Source organism: Candidatus Pristimantibacillus lignocellulolyticus, from assembly GCA_023639215.1.
GTDB lineage: Bacteria > Bacillota > Bacilli > Paenibacillales > Paenibacillaceae > Pristimantibacillus > Pristimantibacillus lignocellulolyticus.
Map to the genome: position 1 here is coordinate 3,673,334 of CP097899.1, position 17,855 is coordinate 3,691,188.

Sequence of the window (17,855 nt, forward strand, 5' to 3'; positions counted from 1 at the left end):
CCTCGAAAATAGTGTCTATGTTACTCAGTTGACACGCAATGGACAAAGAGGTTATGTGACTTATATATCTTGGATAACTATAGCTGCTACTTGTCGATTACGCTCACTTATTTCGGCACGCCTTGGCATAGCTGTGATCATATGAGGTTCATCTTGCCAATACAGTGGTAACTCATCGTTGGCATAGCTACTCCAATACTTTCTCCATGCGTCAGGTAGCGGGTATAGCTCAGTTTTTTTGAATTGTTCTACTAATTCATTATCACTCATGGCTAGCCACACGTGTGACCACGCTCTTGGTACTACTCTCCATAGATCATAGCCTCCACCACCAATTGCTACCCATTTACCATTACAATACTGATGGGCAAATTGATGAATAATGTTTGGAATTTTTTCGTAAATACGCATTGAACAATGGAGATGTGAAAGCGGATCGTATGCATGAGCATCACAGCCATGTTGGCTAAGAATTAGATCAGGTTTGAAATGTTCGATTACTTTAGTTAATGTAAGCTCGAAACATTCAAGCCAGGAGTCATCTTCTGTGTAAGGATCAAGTGGCATATTGAAACAAGAGCCAAAGCCATGATCGAGACCTTTCTCATAGTGATATCCTGTACCAGGAAATAGAAATTTCCCAGTCTCATGAATCGAATACGTACAAACATTGGGATCCGCATAAAAACTTAATTGCACGCCGTCCCCGTGATGGACATCTGTATCTATATATAGAATTTTAACATGATGCTGTTGCTGAATATGCCGAATAGCGATAACCGCATCATTATAGATGCAAAAACCTGCAGCGCGATTCTCAAAGGCGTGATGCAGTCCACCTGCCAAATGATAGGCGTGATCAGCTTCTCCCGTTATGACGGCTTCTAGCGCACTTACAGTGCCTGCTACGATAGCGCAGGAAGATTCATGCATCCCTAGAAAGTAAGGCGTATCATCCCCGTGTAATCCGTACTGCTCAGCAATATCAATAAGACTATTATCGGGAGAACTACTACTTAATCCTTTAATAACATCTATATACTCTTGGCTATGAGCTAAAGTCAGTAAAGGCTCCACATCAGTAATGGCGGGCTCTTGAATCTGATTAGCTTGAAGAGCTCCGATATGTTCTAACAAACTTATCGTTAACTGATAACGAACAGGGTGGAAGGGGTGATTACTTTGAAATTGATAGGAATTAGCTAAAGTAGGATGAATGAAGACAGATTTTGACTTCAACATAAATACAATCCATTCCTTTCTGTATGCTAATCAGCTCACTTAATACATGAAGCGACTGCGGAAACGAACACGATCAAATCTTTCGATTGAGGACAGTGGTACCTCTGATCCGATTTTGACCATTAAGCAATTTGCTGGATGAGCACAGATTTCTTCATCATCTGTCGCATACCAGATCATATCGACGGTCTGCATTAACTTTTCCATCATCTTACGATAATCCCACACATTTAACCCACTACCTTCTAGATCCCAATGCCAATAATATTCCGTAGTATAAACGATCATATTGTCTAGCTGTTGCTGCGCGAAAGAAAGCTGAACCATGTCTTTGCCTAAACCAAGTCCACGATAATCATCAGCTACTTCGATCGCCCCGAGCTCCACAAGATCAATCATTTTACCTTGTGACCAGCGTTCGTATTCGTCAGGATAATGAAATGTTACATAGCCGATAATATGCTGATCTATAGTAGCAGCAATGATTCGACCTTCTGGCAGTGAAGCGATCTCAATCAACGCTTTATGCTGTTCTAATGGTCGTCTGAATGCATCAAGAGTTGCATCCATTGTCATTTCACTTAATTGCTCAGGAGGAATAGGACCGGAGATTCTAATGTTTTTCTGCAAGGAAGGGACATATTTCTCAAACGATTGAAAACGCTTTCTATGCTCCATTGTAGTTCTCCTTTTATATGAGTATGAAAATAATTTTTATGTAATCAACAATTAGTATATAGCATAACTATATACTAATTGTTGATAGATTGGAAATAGCTAGTGCAAAGTAATGTATATATGATATAATAATTACCATGTAAGCGCATACTTATATCTTATGTTTGAATTAGGAGAGTGATTCAATGATTGAATTACATCAAGAGCGTATACCTGCAACGGTGACTAATGGTAATTTACAGAGCTATGAACAGGCACGAAAAAATTTTTCATGGGATCAAGTCGAACAGCAACTAAGTTGGTCATCTACAGGAAAGCTCAATATGGCATACGAAGTAATTGATCGCCATGTCGATAATGGTAAAGGAGATAAAGTTGCGTTAATTTATAGTGATCAACAGCGAGAAGAAAGCTATACATTTTTACAATTAAGTAAAGGTAGTAATAAATTTGCCAATGCTTTAAGAAAACTTGGTATTCAAAAGGGTGAGCGGATTTTTATATTTATGCCACGCACACCAGAATTATATATGAGTGCATTAGGTAGCTTGAAGATAGGAGCTATTGTTGGCCCGTTATTTGAAGCATTTATGGAAACTGCAGTTAAAGATCGTCTGGCAGACAGTGAAGCGATTGCTATCGTTACAACACCTGCATTATTATCTCGGATTAAGCGTGATGAATTACCTGCTTTGAAACATATTATCGTATTTGGTAATGATGTTGAAGAAGGGGATGGCATCGTATCTTATGATAGATTGATGGCTGAATCTAGTGATGAGCAGAATATTGAATGGGTTGATCGAGAAGATGGTATGCTACTTCATTACACATCTGGTTCGACTGGTAAACCGAAAGGTATATATCATGTTCACAATGCGATGGTGCAACATCTCTATACAGGTCAAATTGTACTAGATTTGAAGGAAGATGACGTGTATTGGTGTACCGCTGATCCAGGATGGGTAACAGGTACTTCTTATGGTATTTTTGCTCCTTGGTTGAACGGCGTGACGAACATTGTTCGAGGCGGACGATTTAGTCCAAGTGATTGGTATAGTGTGATTGAGAAATATAAAGTAACGGTATGGTATAGTGCACCTACAGCATTCCGAATGTTGATGGGCGCAGGCGATGAGATTGTTAACCAATTTGATCTAAGCAGTTTGCGACATGTGCTTAGTGTAGGAGAACCACTGAATCCAGAAGTAGTACGCTGGGGGATGAAAGTATACGAACATCGCATTCATGATACATGGTGGATGACGGAAACAGGAGCGCAATTAATTTGTAATTATCCAAGTATGGATATTAAGCCAGGATCGATGGGTAAGCCGATTCCAGGCGTTAATGCAACGATTCTAGATGATTATGGTAATGAGCTTCCACCATATCGCATGGGTAACTTAGCTATTGCTACTCCTTGGCCATCGATGATGCGTAAAGTATGGAATAACGATGCCAAATACGAAGAGTATTTCCGTATCGCTGATTGGTATGTCTCAGGTGACTCTGCTTATCGTGATGAAGATGGCTACTTCTGGTTCCAAGGTCGCGTTGATGATGTAATAAACACTGCAGGTGAGCGCGTAGGACCTTTTGAAGTGGAATCTAAGTTAATTGAGCATCCTGCTGTTGCTGAAGCGGGAGTCATTGGTAAACCTGATCCGATTCGTGGTGAAATCATTAAAGCATTTATTGCTTTGCGAGAAGGATACACAGAATCTGAGGAACTAAAAGCAGAAATATCTCAGTTCGTAAAAGTGGGATTGTCAGCACATGCTGCACCGCGTGAAATTGAATTTAAGGATAAGCTACCGAAGACGCGAAGTGGTAAAATTATGCGTCGTGTACTCAAAGCATGGGAGTTGAATTTGCCTACGGGTGATTTATCAACCATTGAAGACTAATGACCATAGCTTAGATTATTTTAATGATTGCTATGACTAATTGATATCAAATATATCTCATAAAATCAAAAGGCAATTGGAATTTAATATTCCAATTGCCTTTTGTCTACAGTAAGAAGGGATTAAGGAGCACAGTACGTTGTGCCTCTTAATCCCTTTTATCGTTACTTACTATTGTACAACTAGTTTAGTAGACTGTGAAGATTCACCAGACTGGTTCTCAGCAGTGATGATGTATGCTCCGCCAGGTTGAACGCCACTATGTTCAATACTCGTTCCATTTGTAGAACCAAGTAATTGATAATTTCCATCATTAGCAGCACTATAATACACATAATAAAGCGATACTTGATCAGATAGCGGATTAGGGCTCCAACTTAAAATTAAATTAAGTCCAGAGTACTCTGCATACAGACCGGTAGGTGCTGCTGGTACAGGTAACTCTACAGAACCGCTACCATTGCCGCCATCTGGATTAGTCGGAACAGACGGATCAGTTGGGATATCAGTACCTGGATCGGTTTCAGGTGTTGGATTCCAGATGCCTGAAGTGACTGATAAGCTTGGTTGAGACTGTTTCCCGACAACATCGACAGCGACGACATAGAAGTTAGTGAATTCATCTGGATTTACTTTTACTGTAATAGAATAACTATCTTTACTGTAAATAATTGAGTCACCGTATTTTTCGAATTCACCGTTATTTACAGATCGGAATACCCGATATCCTACGACATCTGAAGCTTTACTATTAGAGAATGTTATCACGCCATTGTTCAATCGAACACTTGAAGGTGCATCCGGTATGGAACCATCATCGACGCGAGGATCTGTAATAGACGGTGCATCACGTCCAGCATCAGCAGGAATGTATGCAGAAAGATCGCGACGACTTTCTGCTGATAGCTTGGATTGCGCTGCTTTTAGATCGAGCATCAGTTGATCTAACGGCGTTTTACGAACAATGACAAGTTTTTCAACTAACATATCTTCAGGTGTAAGTGAATTTGGTACATAGTTAATACCGTTATATTCAACGACCTTCATGTTGACTAATGTATCGTCAACCTTTTTCGGAATGAACTGTTTATTGAACCAATCCGTTACAACAAGTCCAGCTTGTTTGTTAAGCGATGAAGGTAATAGTCCACTTGTTGAAGATACAGTAGCTTTCACAATATCATCTGGCTTTGTAAACTCTTTATTCACGAATAACTGCGGTTGCTTTTCTGTTAATTGATTCATAATAATGCCCCAAAGCGATCTTGCTCTTGTACGACCTGCTGTCGTTAACGTATGAGTAGGTTTCTCATACCCAGCCCATACACCTAATGTGACATCTGGTGAGAATCCGACAAACCACACATCACCATAACTTTGTGTAGATCCTGTTTTACCACCGAAGTCAATATCTCGATATGCTTTCAATTGACCAGATAAAGCGTGTGCTGTACCTGCGCCATCTGAAATAACCGTTCTTAGCATATCTGACATTAAATAGGCACTTTGTTCTGAAACGACGCGTTTAGGTTTTGCTTCATGTTCGTATACTACTTTTCCATTTGTATCAGTAATTTTGGCTATCATGAATGCATCGTTGAATACCCCTTTGTTAGGTATAGCACCGTAGGCATTCGTAAGTTCTTCTACTGTAGTTCCGTTAAGCAGACCACCAATTACACCAGTTTTTGCGGAGTAATCACTTTCTGCAATCGTAGTAATACCCAATTCTTTAACGAAATCAAGTGCAACAGGTATTGTAAGTTCTTCGTTATAAATTTTTAGAGCTGGAATATTCATTGACCGATTAAGTGCATTACGTGCAGTGACTAATCCATTAAATTTACGATTAGCGTTCATTGGGATATGGAAGCCCTTTTGACCGTCTTTCAAAATTAAAGGTGCATCATCAATGATACTTGCTGGTTGAATTAAGCCTTTATCAATGGCAGGCAAGTATGCAGCGATTGTCTTCATAGTAGATCCTGGTTGACGTACCATCTGAGTTGCATGGTTAAGCTGTTCTTGATAGAAGTCACGACCTTCAATCATACCAAGAATAGCACCTGTAGTATGATCGATAAGCATAGCTCCAGCTTGCTCGACACCTTTTTCTGCACTATCAGGTGTAAAGTTATCAGGATTACTTCCGATTTCTCTCATAATATCGTAGACATCTTTGTTGATTGTAGTATGAACATGATAACCGCCACGTAATAATTCTTCACGAGCATCTTCAATCAGGTTAGCATTCTCTGGTAATGATAGATCTGCAGCAGTTAATTCTTTATTCTTTTGCAATAGTAATACTTTTGCTGCTTCACGCTCAGCCTCTAACATAAGGAAAGGATAAGTGTTGTAAGCTTTTTCTGTTGGTTCAGCTATTGATGCACGAATGTCAAATGCAAGAGCTGTATTATATTGGTTTTCATCTATTTTTCCATTTTCAAGCATACGACTTAATACTACGCCTTGACGCTTAATCGCGTTCGTAATACCTTTTTCGTTATACTGTCCAGAACCAGTAAAGGCAGTATAAGTTGATGGTAATTGCGGTAAGCCTGCAAGATAAGCAGCTTGTGCAATATTAAGTTTACTCAAATCTTCAATGCCGAAAATCCCTTTTGCGGCAGCTTGAATGCCGAATACTTGGTAACCGTTAGAACCATTACCGAAAGGCATTTTATTCAAATAAGCCGTAATAATTTCTTCTTTTTTCAAATATCTTTCCATTCTCAAGGAAAGGAAAATTTCTTTTATCTTTCTACTATCCGTGCGATCCAAATTAAGAAATACCCGTCTGGCAAGCTGTTGCGTTATCGTACTACCACCAGTTTGGGTGTCTTCATTAAACAGTTTCTCTTTGACGGCGCGACCAAGGCCCCATACATCTATCCCTGGATGAGTAAAGAAATGACTGTCTTCTGTCGCTACTAATGCATCAATTGCGATTTGAGGAATTTCATCGTATGTAACAACGATACGATCTTCATCCGTCCGTAGCTGACCGACAAGTGTCTCATCATTGAAATATACATATCCTGTCATAGAATACTCAGCAACTTTGCTTTGGATATAAGATTGTGATCTTATATCTTCACCCTTAACATTGGCTGCGACATAACCTGCAACGACACCGCCTGCTAATAAACCACCAAAAATGACGAATAATATAATCCATTTGAATGTTAAGAAACTAATAAGTACAAACCAACGCCATTTTCCATAAGGAAGTGGCTGTGATTGTTGTTCCTCATGCATATTTTCACATTCCTCCTCTAGCATAACGGAAATATTATACCATAAATATGTTAGTCAAGTATATTGTTAGTACAAAAGCAAGTGCCAGATTGTTCTTATATTAGTAGAAGCAATCGTTCAGTTGTGACAATTTATGCATCTCTAATTGTATTGAATACTTTCGTTTTTTGCAGCATTACGTAATGAATAGACGGTATTTGTAGGTGATAAGTTTCATTATTTGGTAAAATAAAACGCATTATTTCCGAATGAAATAGATGATCCTAAAGTACTATTTGTATACCTATGAAATAAAATGTGAAACCTATTTTGGAAAATGATGTATTATTTAATGTATTGATGTAAAATGAACATGATTGATATTTTTGATAAAGGAGGAGGGGAAATGGAAACTTTATACTGGGGTTGTCTCATATTCGGTATTTTGTATACCATTATTGTCGTAATTTTTGGGGACACACTCGCAGGGGCTGTTGATGCTTCATTGGAGTGGCTACAATTAGACAACCTACCATTTATTCAGCCGATCACTTTAATTGGTGGGCTAGCAATTTTTGGTGGATCCGGAATCTTGCTTACCAAATACACGGATTTCGCAACAGCATTGGTCATTTTAATATCAATCGGCATCGGAATTATTGGCACAATATTCATTTACTTGCTGTATGTGAAGCCAATGGAACAAGCTGAGATGTCTACTAGTTATTCAATGAGCGAATTAGTAGGGAAAGAAGCTGTTGTAACTACTCCGGTTCCAGTAGAAGGATTTGGAGAAGTGATTGTGAAGACAATTGCCGGTATTACGAGTCATATCGCTACAAGTTATGATCAAAAACCTATTGCATCAGGCTGTCATGTCGTCGTTGTAGAAGTTCATGATCATATACTTTACGTAGCAGAAATTCATTTATAAAATAGGTGATGCTTCCAAAGTGATTATTTATTTCTAAAAAGTTACTTCAAGTAGTTAATTAAAAATTTGGGAGGTAATATTTGAATGAATGAAATTTTGACAGTGCCTTTAATCGTAGTTGGTATTATTGTAATTATCGGTTTAGCATTTTGGGCTAGATACAAAACGGTTAGTCCTGATGAAGCGATGCTAATTACGGGATCATTTCTAGGTTCACGTAATACATCTGTTGATGAATCAGGTCGCAAAGTGAAAATTATCCGAGGTGGTGGAGCATTCATTCTACCAATATTTCAACAGGCACAATTTCTATCACTTTTGTCACATAAATTAGATATTGCGACGCCAGAAGTGTATTCCGCTCAAGGTGTTCCAGTATTTTCAAATGGTGTAGCTATTATTAAAATCGGTGGTGCTGTTGAAGATATTGCTACGGCGGCTGAACAGTTTTTAGGTAAACCAACTGAAGCTTTGAAAAGTGAAGCTCAAGAAGTATTGGAAGGTCACTTGCGAGCTATTCTTGGGATGATGACCGTTGAAGAAATTTATCGTAATCGTGATAAATTCGCTCAAGAAGTGCAAGGTGTTGCAGCACGTGATTTGAAGAAAATGGGGCTAGTGATCGTATCATTTACAATTAAAGATGTACGCGATAAGCATGGATACTTAGATGCACTTGGTAAGCCGAGAATTGCTGCGGTTAAGCGTGATGCAGAAATTGCAGAAGCAGAAGCAGCACGTGATGCTACTATTCAGAAGGCGCTAGCAACGGAAGCCGCACAAAAAGCTGAGCTTATGAAAGATACAAATATATCTGAAGCAGAACGTGATAAGGAAATGAAAATTGCTTCCTTTAAAAAAGATCAAGATACGGCAAAAGCAGAAGCGGATCAAGCATATGCGATTCAAGAAGCAAAAGCGAAACAATCTGTAGTTGAAGAGCAGATGCGAGTTGAGCTAGTTCGTAAAGAACGTGAAATTGATCTTGAAGGAAAAGAAATACTTAGACGTGAGAAGCAATATGATGCAGAAGTGAAAAAGAAAGCTGATGCTGATCGTTATGCTGTTGAGCAAGCTGCAGAAGCAAATAAATTGAAACAGTTAAAAGAAGCTGACGCTATTCAATATCGTATTGAAGCGGAAGCAAAAGCTAATGCTGAACAAGTTCGTTTGGAAGGTATTGCAGTTGCTGAAGTTGAGCGAGCTCAAGGTACTGCGACGGCAGAAGTTATTCGATTGAAAGGATTAGCTGAGGCAGAAGCGAAGGAGAAATTAGCAGTAGCATTCGAGAAATTTGGAGAAGCTGCGGTTTTAGACATCGTACTGAAAATGCTTCCTGAGTTAGCAGGAAAAGTTGCTGAACCAATTAGTGCAATTGATAAACTATCAGTTGTTGATACAGGAAATGGTGAGGGAGCCGCTCGTCTAAGTAATTATGTAACCTCTCTAATGGCTACTGCACCAGAAATGCTTGAAAATGTGACAGGTATAAATGTGAATGAGCTTATTCAAAAATTTGTTACCGTAGATAAGAAACAACCAGATATTATTGAACAAACAATAGCTGCAGTTGTTAATAAAGATAATAAAGTTAATGACAGTGACACTATAGTGTAATCTAACACTCAATAATTGAATGATAACCAATAACCACCAATTGAATTAATTCAATGCTCTATGTTAGGATTATGAGGAGAGGGGCAAGAACCCTCTTCTTAAGGGACTATTTACGTTTGCGTGGTGGCTTACGTTTTTTAGTCCTTTTTTCTTTGTTGGGGTAATAGTTCTGATTCACAAGAAAACACAGCGAAAAATCGAAATTTAGATAATCTAAATATGGTTACTGAAGTGTTAGGTACTAAAGCTGTATATGAATTAATTAAATATACAAAAGTAGAAGTCACTCGTTATTGAGTGACTTCTTTGCGTTACATAACTGCAAGGCGTTATTAACGTTCCTTGTATCCTATACTATTCAGCTATTTCATTAAATGCTTTTACAAGATCTTCAGCACTTTCTGAAATGACGAACAATACATATTTTCCTTTTGTTATGATTTTATAGTTTTGGGCCTGCTTATATGGTTCAGGTAAGTAATTCTCGAACATCTTCTGTACTTCGGATGCACGTTGCTCCATACTCTTCTTAACTGTATCGATATCACTATCATCTTTTACTTTAATTACAGCGATTTCATTCGCTATTAGATTGACAGCTGGAGTTTTGACCGTAAACTCGTCTACAATCTCAGAGTTGATTCCATAAAAGTCTTCCAATTCTTCCGAACTCAGGTCAAAAAGACCAGGTTGTTCAATTTTCTCCAGTATCGTGTTCATAATTTTGTCTGTTGACGACTCGACCTTATTCTCGTCGGGGTTTTGAGGCACAGTCGGGTCAACCTCCGGGCTTGGAGTAATTTCAACATTTTCACTAGGGGTAGGTGAAGGCGTTGCTGCAGGTGTTTCTACATTATTATTGCTGGAGCAAGCTGTCAGTAGACTGCCAAGCAAAGCAGTAGCTACAAGAAGTGAGAGAGTATTTTTTTTCATTGGGTAATTCTCCTTGTATTTTATTATCAAAGAATACCTTTTCTTTGATTATGACCTTTAAACGACACTAATCGACAAAATGTTGCAATTGTCTAGGAGTGCGTTTGGATTAAGACGGATTATGAGATACAAAAGAGTTACTCTTAACTAGTTTATAATTGATAAAAAGCACTCATTGCGAGTGCTTTTTATTATTTTAAATATTGAATAAGAACATGCGTTCGTATATAATAGGATCAAATGATATTAAGGCGGTGGTCTAATGCAACAATATATTGGCAAGATCGTGCAGCTTATTTATGTTGATAGTAAGAAAAATGTAAGTATCAGGAACATTAAAATACTAGTGGCAGGCGAAGCGCGTTTTATGGCTTATTGCTATAAGGCAAGAGAGGTTCGGTCATTTTCAAAAAGTGGGGTAGTAGATATAGAGGTGTTGCACTTGAAAAACGCTAGTGAGGTAATTCAAAGTGTAAGATGATACAAGTAGGAAAGTGTTGAGGATGTTTTTTAGTTTGAATTTCTTGAGTTCTTAGTATTAGATATCAATGAACTTTTCAGATTAATATAGGTCTATTGACCCATTTATCCTGTTAAGCGGTAAAAGAAAAGCGAAGCTTCTGGGGGACTACCTCCGTTTTTTAGACAGGGATTAATAATACTTCACTCTTCATCATCATAAAAATATAGTTGCTGTAATAGAATAAATAAAAAAGGACCGTCTAAATTACAGTTAGGTCTCATTGAATTCAATAATAATCCTACGCATTCACGTCTACCTATTAAATGAATTATAGCTTCAATTCATAGAAGCTTAATGTATAAATTGCGTTGTTTCAAAAAATGAAAAAAGCCCAAGAATCCTATAAACAGGGTTTCTTGGGCTTTAATCACGGTTTCTTAAGCCGAAATCTTATTAACGGCTGTAGAACTCGACGATTTGTTGCAAGTCGATTTCTTGAGAAAGCTCAGCACGTTCAGCTAGACGAGTGTATTTACCCTCAACTGCTGATTCGTTGAACTCAAGGTAACCAGGAAGGTGCACACGAGATTCGATAGCTTCCTTAACTGATTTCATGCTACGGCTACGTTCGCGAAGACCAATTACATCTCCAACAGAAACGGAGTAAGAAGCGATGTCAACTTTTTTACCGTTTACTGTGATGTGACCGTGAGCAACAAGCTGACGAGCACCAGCACGAGTGTTAGCAAAAGCTAGACGGTAAACTAGGTTGTCAAGGCGGCTTTCAAGAAGCACGATGAAGTTATCACCAGCAATACCCTTGATTTTCGTAGCTTTAACGAATAGATTGTGGAATTGTTTTTCGCTCAAACCGTACATGTGGCGAAGTTTTTGTTTTTCCATAAGTTGTTGACCATAACCACTGATCTTACGACGAGAGTTAGGGCCGTGTTGGCCTGGAGGGAAAGCTCTTTTCAAGTCTTTACCTGTACCGCTTAGAGAAATTCCAAGGCGACGGCTTAATTTAAATTTAGGACCAGTATAACGTGACATATGTTTATTAACTCCTTCATCAAATGAAATTATTGAGGATGGGGTTGTGTTTCGCGGATAAGAAGGTTATAAAGTAAGAATTCATTCTTACACTGCCCCGCATGTCAGCCGCAGGCTTGACAGTCCTTACATATCCTGAGGGTGACACAAAACCGTACGCCCATAATACCATCATTCATATATTATAAAGTTTTAGACTTAAAAGTCAAGAAATGAAATGAAACTAGCCTATTTAAATATTTTTTTAGATAAGTGCCTAAAGTCCTAATATTTTGAAGGTTGTTAGTGCAAAGTTCTCAAAAATAGAGTATGATATGTAAGAGAAAGCTCATCTCCTTATGAGTCGCAAGGGAAGGGTTGGGTGTGTGATGATGGACGGAACTATTGGATTAAATAAACCAACAATTTGGTTTGCAGATGAAGACTTCCATGATGCAGATGAACCGTACCTTCCAGAACTGTTATCTGAAAGTTATAAGTCTTGGTACGATGACGCTGGGGATATGAAATTATGTCTGAATGGAATATTTAGACTGTACACAAAAGCGAATAGTTACTATGGTAATCATTCGGAGTTATCGTTACCCGTGAGCGTGCTGCAATTAGATACTCAAATGAGTCGTGTAGCAGAATTATGTTTTGAGCAAGGTCAATTTATTCAATTCAACTATGAGAACATTCAATATAGCGCGATACTTGTTAAACGTCGAAGAGATTCAGTTGCTTTTGCAACATTTGTGTATGCAACTAAAGTTGAGCAAGCGATATCTGAAATCGAACTTGAAGCATACATGAAACATTTTCGTGTACATTTTTATCGTATCTTCGAAAGTGTGTTTGTGAAAGAAATTATGTTACAGAAAACATTGATCGACAAAGAAGCTAGTCACCGCGAGCGATTATTTCTAATTTCGAAGCGATTATATGATCAGATCAATGCTGAAAGCGTCGTTCGTGAGGTGCTTTATAGTCTTGAGGATCTATATCAAGATTCCGAAATTTATTTGTACCTCTCACAAGATCACCTGGAAGGTGATGCTCGTGTTCGTCCGCTTGAGTTCCGAAACACTGCGAATGATATTGTGACGGAAGCGTTTTTGGAAGGTAAATGTTGCATAGACCGCGAGCAGAATGGATACATCAAATTAGCGATACCGATGAATGGTAAACAAGCTGCATATGGTGTGCTATGTATTGAAATCAAAAATTCTCATTGGGATGAATCTGATTTGCCTGCATTTATGTTAATTGCAGACACTGCAGGTTCGGCATTTGAGAACGCAAAGTTATATGAGCAATCTAATTTACTTATTAATGAACTGAAAATCATTAATGATATGACAAAGCGTTTGAATCAATCACTACGCTCTAAAGAGATATTCCGATTCGCAACAACGGAGTTAATGAAAATATTTGAAGCTGATTATTGCTGCGTATTACAACTTGATAGTGAGAGCAATGAGTTCAAGATGAAAGCAAGTAATCATGAAGCATTGGTAGGAAAGACCTACTCTATTGATTACGGATTTACAGGGATTGTGTACCGTACGAAAGAAGCATTGATAACTTCTGATTATTGGAACACACAACCAGTATCTTCAGAATTAATGGACGATACTAATTCTCGCTCATTGATCGGAGCACCTATTTTCGTAGAAGGTGAAGTTGTCGGTGTAATTCTTGTTACGCATCGAGATGCCAATCATTTTTCTTATGATAACTACAAATTGCTGCAAGTGATGAGCTCACACATTGGTTTAGCTGTAACGAATGCCTCCTTACATGCAGAAATGCGTAAAATGGTCATTACTGATAACTTAACAAATTTACATGCACGTCACTATTTGAATGAGCAAATCCAGCGCCGTCAACGTTCAGACGCGCAGGGCTCATTGATTCTTGTTGATATAGATTTCTTCAAAAATGTCAATGATACGTATGGTCATCAAGTCGGTGATCGAATTCTCATTCAAGTTAGTGCAATCATTCGTTCTTCTATTCGTAATGGTGATATCGCGGCAAGATGGGGTGGAGAAGAGTTGGCGATCTATTTGCCAAATGTTGAAGCTTCACGTGCTATTCAAATTGCAGAGCGTATAAGAATTAGAGTAGAGAATGAAACAGATCCGAAAGTTACTGTATCTTGTGGAATTTCAGAGTGGGAAGCTGGTCAAGAAAAGATCAGTGTAGAATCTCTATTCTATCGTGCGGATATGGCGTTATACGAGTCAAAAAAGAATGGTAGAAATCGGATTAATATTGGATAACGTTGATTAGATGAACATGGAATGATGGAGTGGCTGAAAATGAACTGCAAGAAGCAGTTTATTTTCAGCCACTCTTTGCTTTGCTTTTGTACAATCGAATAAGATTAGTGAGAAAGAGTCACTCTAACAACGTAGCATTGAAGAAAGGGTGGTTCGTATATGAACAGAATTAATAGACGTAGTATTGTAACCTTAATATTATGTGTTGTATTACTGCAAGGGTGTAGCATTATCACTGGTAATAGATCTGGTGATGATTGGTTGGAGCTTGTACATGCTGGTATTACTGCTGAAGATGACTTTCGCTTTGATGGCTCGGTTGCGATGGGCTTTACAGATGGCATTGCGTTAGCGCCGTACTCATTTGAAGGAGAAATTCAAAGGCATAAGCAGATTGCTTTATATGTAAAAGAAGGGAATAGTCTTGTGCGTAACCCAGTTAATGATCTTGACTTTATCGCAACGAATTATAGCAACGTTGATATTATGTACGAAGGCTTAGATAAAGATCAAGAAAAAAGTATTGTCGTCATACAAGTAACTGCAGATGAGGAGGCTGCTACAAAGCGGTGGAAGGATCACTTAGAGCAGGAACTATCTAGTGTCACCATGCAAGCTATAGGAGCAGCAGAAGAAGCTGGTGGCAATGTGAAGCTTGTCGAGCAGCAATCTCGTGAAGCAGAGACGGCGCTAACCGAGATGTTGAAAGAGCTTAAGGTGAGCATGACTTATACGATAACTATTGATAAGTTAAAAGCAAAGCCATTGAAGATGGAAGAATACGCGAATCTGCAATACAAGAAAAATGGATCGTTACTCAATGAATATCGTAAAACTAACATAAAATTTGATCTGAGCGGATTAAGTTTAGATCAATCTTAACTGGATTACTGCAAAATTTATGTTGAAGTGATAAAGTAATAAGTGAATTTATGATGATAATTAGCTGGAATGTTCGTAAATGCTTACGAAACTACTTTTTATTTCGAAGAGAAGTTAGTCTAGAGGTTAATAAAAAGTTTTAGGAGGTTTTTTTCAATGAGGGATCCAAGATTGAAACGTTTAGCACAAAATTTAGTGCAATATTCGATCGATGTGCAACAGGGTGAGAATATATTGATTGAGATGATCGGAGAAGAGACTGAACTCGTCAAATGTTTAATTGAAGAAGTTGCGGCTCGAGGAGGTCATCCATTTGTAGAGTTGAGCGATCGGTCCATTCTACGAACGCTTTTACAACATGCAACAGAAGAACAAATAACACTCTGGGCTGAGTTAGATCTAGCACGAATGAAAAAAATGGATGGATATATTGGCGTACGCGCAGGCAATAATGTAAATGAGCTTCAAGATGTTCCAGCTGAAAAGATGAAATGGTATGAACAAATTCATCGAACGAAGGTACATATGGAACAACGAGTTAAGAAAACGAAATGGGTCATACTACGTTATCCAAACGCCTCGATGGCACAGTTAGCGAAAATGAGTACGGAATCATTCGAAGATTTCTATTTCGATGTATGTAATCTTGATTATGCAAAAATGGAACTAGCAATGGAACCACTATTTGAGCGAATGAAAACTACGGATCAAGTGCGCATCGTATCACCAGGCACTGATCTTTCGTTCTCTATTAAAGGTATTGGAGCTAAAAAATGTTCTGGTCATCGTAATATTCCAGATGGAGAGGTTTTCTCAGCACCAGTGAGAGATTCTGTTCAAGGGACGATTCATTACAATACACCGACTGTATACTCAGGAACGACATTCCAAAATATTAAATTAACATTTGAGAATGGTAAAATTGTTGGAGCAGAAGCAGGAGATCAGACTGAGAAGCTAAATCAAATACTCGATACAGATGAAGATGCGCGCTACATTGGAGAATTTGCTATAGGTTTTAATCCATATATTTTGAATCCAATGAATGATATTTTATTTGACGAGAAAATCGCAGGAAGCTTACACTTTACACCTGGACAGTGTTACGAAGAATGTAACAATGGTAACAATAATAGCTCTATTCATTGGGATCTTGTATTAATTCAACGACCGGAATACGGCGGTGGTGAAATCTATTTTGACGGTGAATTAATTAGAAAAGATGGACAATTTGTTGTGGATGATCTTTTGGCATTAAATGCTGAAAATTTAATATCGTAATAAGTTTATATGATTTAATATGGAAAGTACTTGAAGGAAATTACGTTTCAAGGTATGATTGTAACTGAAAAACCTAATTAATAATATGGAGGGATCTCCCATGTCTAATAACGCCGCAATTGTTGAAATTTCTCAAACAGCAGGCAAATTCACTTCTTCAATCGTATTACAAGCAGAAAGTAAATACATCGATGTTAAAAGTATTCTAGGTCTATTTACAACTTTAGTTGGCGGTCACGCTTATGAACTACATGTTCATGGTCCTGATGCTTCTGAAGCAAAAGCTGCTATGGCAGATGTTTTTGCAAAACACAACTTGAATGTAACGATTATAACTGAGTAATAATAAGGAAAAGCACTTCTTCCCACGAAGAAGTGCTTTTTTACATATAAAATGACTTTATCCTTGTACTATAATTGATTTTCGACTAATATAAAGAGAGTAGAAGTTGTTCGAGAAGCAGTGAAGGAGGGATTCGATGTCTGCACTAGAGAATACTGAATTTTTAAATGAACGAGCACTACGTCTTCTGCAAGAAGATGCAGCTAAAATAGAGAAGCTAATAGAAGTTCAGATGGCGAATCTTACAACCCGTCAATGTCCCCTATATGAAGAAGTGCTTGACACCCAAATGTATGGGTTCTCACGTGAAGTTGACTTTGCAGTTCGTATTGGGCTAGTTAATAATAAAGATGGTAAAGATATTTTAAGTCGTCTTGAACGTAATCTGGCGGTATTATATGAGGCACTAGATCAGAAGGGACAATCTCTATAGAGATTGTCTTTTTTATTGTATTAAAACTGTAAGATTATCTATAAAAATTAATAAGTTTTTGTGAAACTATTTGAAATTACCAATTTAATCCTGTTTTCAATTGAATAACCTTGATAAAGGTAACTATATCCTTTACAATGTACATATATGGCATATTGAGGAGTGAATGACATGACCGAAGAACTTCAAACTGGTGTAATTCGTATTTCTGATGATGTAGTAGCTACAATAGCGGGACTTGCGGCGCTCGAGACTCCTGGAATCGCAGCGATGTCTGGTGGGATCTCTGAAGGCCTTGCCAAACGTCTTAGTGGTAAGAATGTCCAAAAAGGTGTTAGTGTAGAAGTAGGGCAATTAGAAGCGGCCATTGATTTACGTATTATCGTTCATTATGGTATTCCTATTCAAGAGGTAAGTCGTCAACTGCAATTGAACGTTCGAGAAGCGGTTTCTAATATGACAGGACTTCAAGTTGTTGAAGTGAATGTAAAAGTTGAAGGTGTAGCCTTCAAAGAAGAAGAACCTGAAGAAGTAGTTATGCGTTTGAAATAATAGATAATAAAAACGACTGCCTGTCCT

At 38.1% G+C, this 17,855-nt stretch carries 15 protein-coding genes; 10 read left to right on the forward strand and 5 right to left on the reverse strand.

The annotated features are described in order from the left end of the window. Positions 1-60 precede the first annotated feature (60 nt). Complete coding sequence (locus NAG76_15565) at positions 61-1,242, reverse strand: acetoin utilization protein AcuC (GenBank protein URN93241.1); 1,182 nt, start codon at positions 1,240-1,242, stop codon at positions 61-63. 39 nt (positions 1,243-1,281) lie between these two features. Next, positions 1,282-1,920: a GNAT family N-acetyltransferase gene (locus NAG76_15570; GenBank protein URN93242.1), complete on the reverse strand. Its 639-nt coding sequence runs from the start codon at positions 1,918-1,920 to the stop codon at positions 1,282-1,284. A gap of 185 nt (positions 1,921-2,105) precedes the next feature. On the opposite strand from NAG76_15570, the gene acsA reads away from it, so the two are divergent. Further along, positions 2,106-3,830 (forward strand): acetate--CoA ligase, encoded by a 1,725-nt coding sequence (acsA, locus tag NAG76_15575; protein ID URN93243.1) that lies wholly within the window; start codon positions 2,106-2,108, stop codon positions 3,828-3,830. A 171-nt stretch (positions 3,831-4,001) separates the two neighbouring features. Here the strand turns inward: acsA and NAG76_15580 are convergent, their stop codons facing one another. After that, positions 4,002-7,091 carry a transglycosylase domain-containing protein gene (locus NAG76_15580; protein ID URN93244.1) on the reverse strand — a complete coding sequence of 1,030 codons (3,090 nt, stop codon included), beginning with the start codon at positions 7,089-7,091 and terminating at the stop codon, positions 4,002-4,004. A 385-nt stretch (positions 7,092-7,476) separates the two neighbouring features. Between NAG76_15580 and NAG76_15585 the strand changes: the two genes are divergently transcribed. Together NAG76_15585 and NAG76_15590 are read left to right on the forward strand one after the other, a co-directional pair. After that, positions 7,477-8,004 carry a protease gene (locus NAG76_15585; GenBank protein URN93245.1) on the forward strand — a complete coding sequence of 176 codons (528 nt, stop codon included), beginning with the start codon at positions 7,477-7,479 and terminating at the stop codon, positions 8,002-8,004. A gap of 96 nt (positions 8,005-8,100) precedes the next feature. After that, positions 8,101-9,621, forward strand: a complete 1,521-nt coding sequence (locus NAG76_15590; GenBank protein URN96857.1) for an SPFH domain-containing protein — start codon at positions 8,101-8,103, stop codon at positions 9,619-9,621. Positions 9,622-9,975: 354 nt separating this feature from the next. Here NAG76_15590 and NAG76_15595 read toward each other — a convergent pair whose 3' ends face one another. Continuing rightward, the gene (locus tag NAG76_15595) at positions 9,976-10,554 is read right to left on the reverse strand and encodes a DUF4358 domain-containing protein (GenBank protein ID URN93246.1); all 579 of its coding nucleotides are present in this window, start codon (positions 10,552-10,554) and stop codon (positions 9,976-9,978) included. 262 nt (positions 10,555-10,816) lie between these two features. Between NAG76_15595 and NAG76_15600 the strand changes: the two genes are divergently transcribed. Next, a complete protein-coding gene (locus NAG76_15600; GenBank protein ID URN93247.1) occupies positions 10,817-11,035 on the forward strand; it encodes a hypothetical protein in 219 nt (72 codons plus the stop codon). Positions 11,036-11,470: 435 nt separating this feature from the next. Here NAG76_15600 and rpsD read toward each other — a convergent pair whose 3' ends face one another. Continuing rightward, positions 11,471-12,070 (reverse strand): 30S ribosomal protein S4, encoded by a 600-nt coding sequence (gene rpsD, locus NAG76_15605; GenBank protein URN93248.1) that lies wholly within the window; start codon positions 12,068-12,070, stop codon positions 11,471-11,473. A 371-nt stretch (positions 12,071-12,441) separates the two neighbouring features. Between rpsD and NAG76_15610 the strand changes: the two genes are divergently transcribed. The 6 genes from NAG76_15610 to NAG76_15635 all read left to right on the forward strand — a co-directional run bounded on the left by NAG76_15610 (position 12,442) and on the right by NAG76_15635 (position 17,828). Next, complete coding sequence (locus NAG76_15610) at positions 12,442-14,337, forward strand: diguanylate cyclase (GenBank protein URN93249.1); 1,896 nt, start codon at positions 12,442-12,444, stop codon at positions 14,335-14,337. 159 nt (positions 14,338-14,496) lie between these two features. Further along, positions 14,497-15,219 (forward strand): hypothetical protein, encoded by a 723-nt coding sequence (locus NAG76_15615; GenBank protein URN93250.1) that lies wholly within the window; start codon positions 14,497-14,499, stop codon positions 15,217-15,219. 156 nt (positions 15,220-15,375) lie between these two features. Next, positions 15,376-16,500 carry an aminopeptidase gene (locus tag NAG76_15620; GenBank protein URN93251.1) on the forward strand — a complete coding sequence of 375 codons (1,125 nt, stop codon included), beginning with the start codon at positions 15,376-15,378 and terminating at the stop codon, positions 16,498-16,500. 100 nt (positions 16,501-16,600) lie between these two features. Next, a complete protein-coding gene (locus NAG76_15625) occupies positions 16,601-16,843 on the forward strand; it encodes an HPr family phosphocarrier protein (protein ID URN93252.1) in 243 nt (80 codons plus the stop codon). Positions 16,844-16,979: 136 nt separating this feature from the next. After that, positions 16,980-17,276 carry a YlaN family protein gene (locus NAG76_15630; GenBank protein ID URN93253.1) on the forward strand — a complete coding sequence of 99 codons (297 nt, stop codon included), beginning with the start codon at positions 16,980-16,982 and terminating at the stop codon, positions 17,274-17,276. Between the two features lie 171 nt (positions 17,277-17,447). Beyond that, the gene (locus NAG76_15635; protein URN93254.1) at positions 17,448-17,828 is read left to right on the forward strand and encodes an Asp23/Gls24 family envelope stress response protein; all 381 of its coding nucleotides are present in this window, start codon (positions 17,448-17,450) and stop codon (positions 17,826-17,828) included. Positions 17,829-17,855 lie beyond the last annotated feature (27 nt).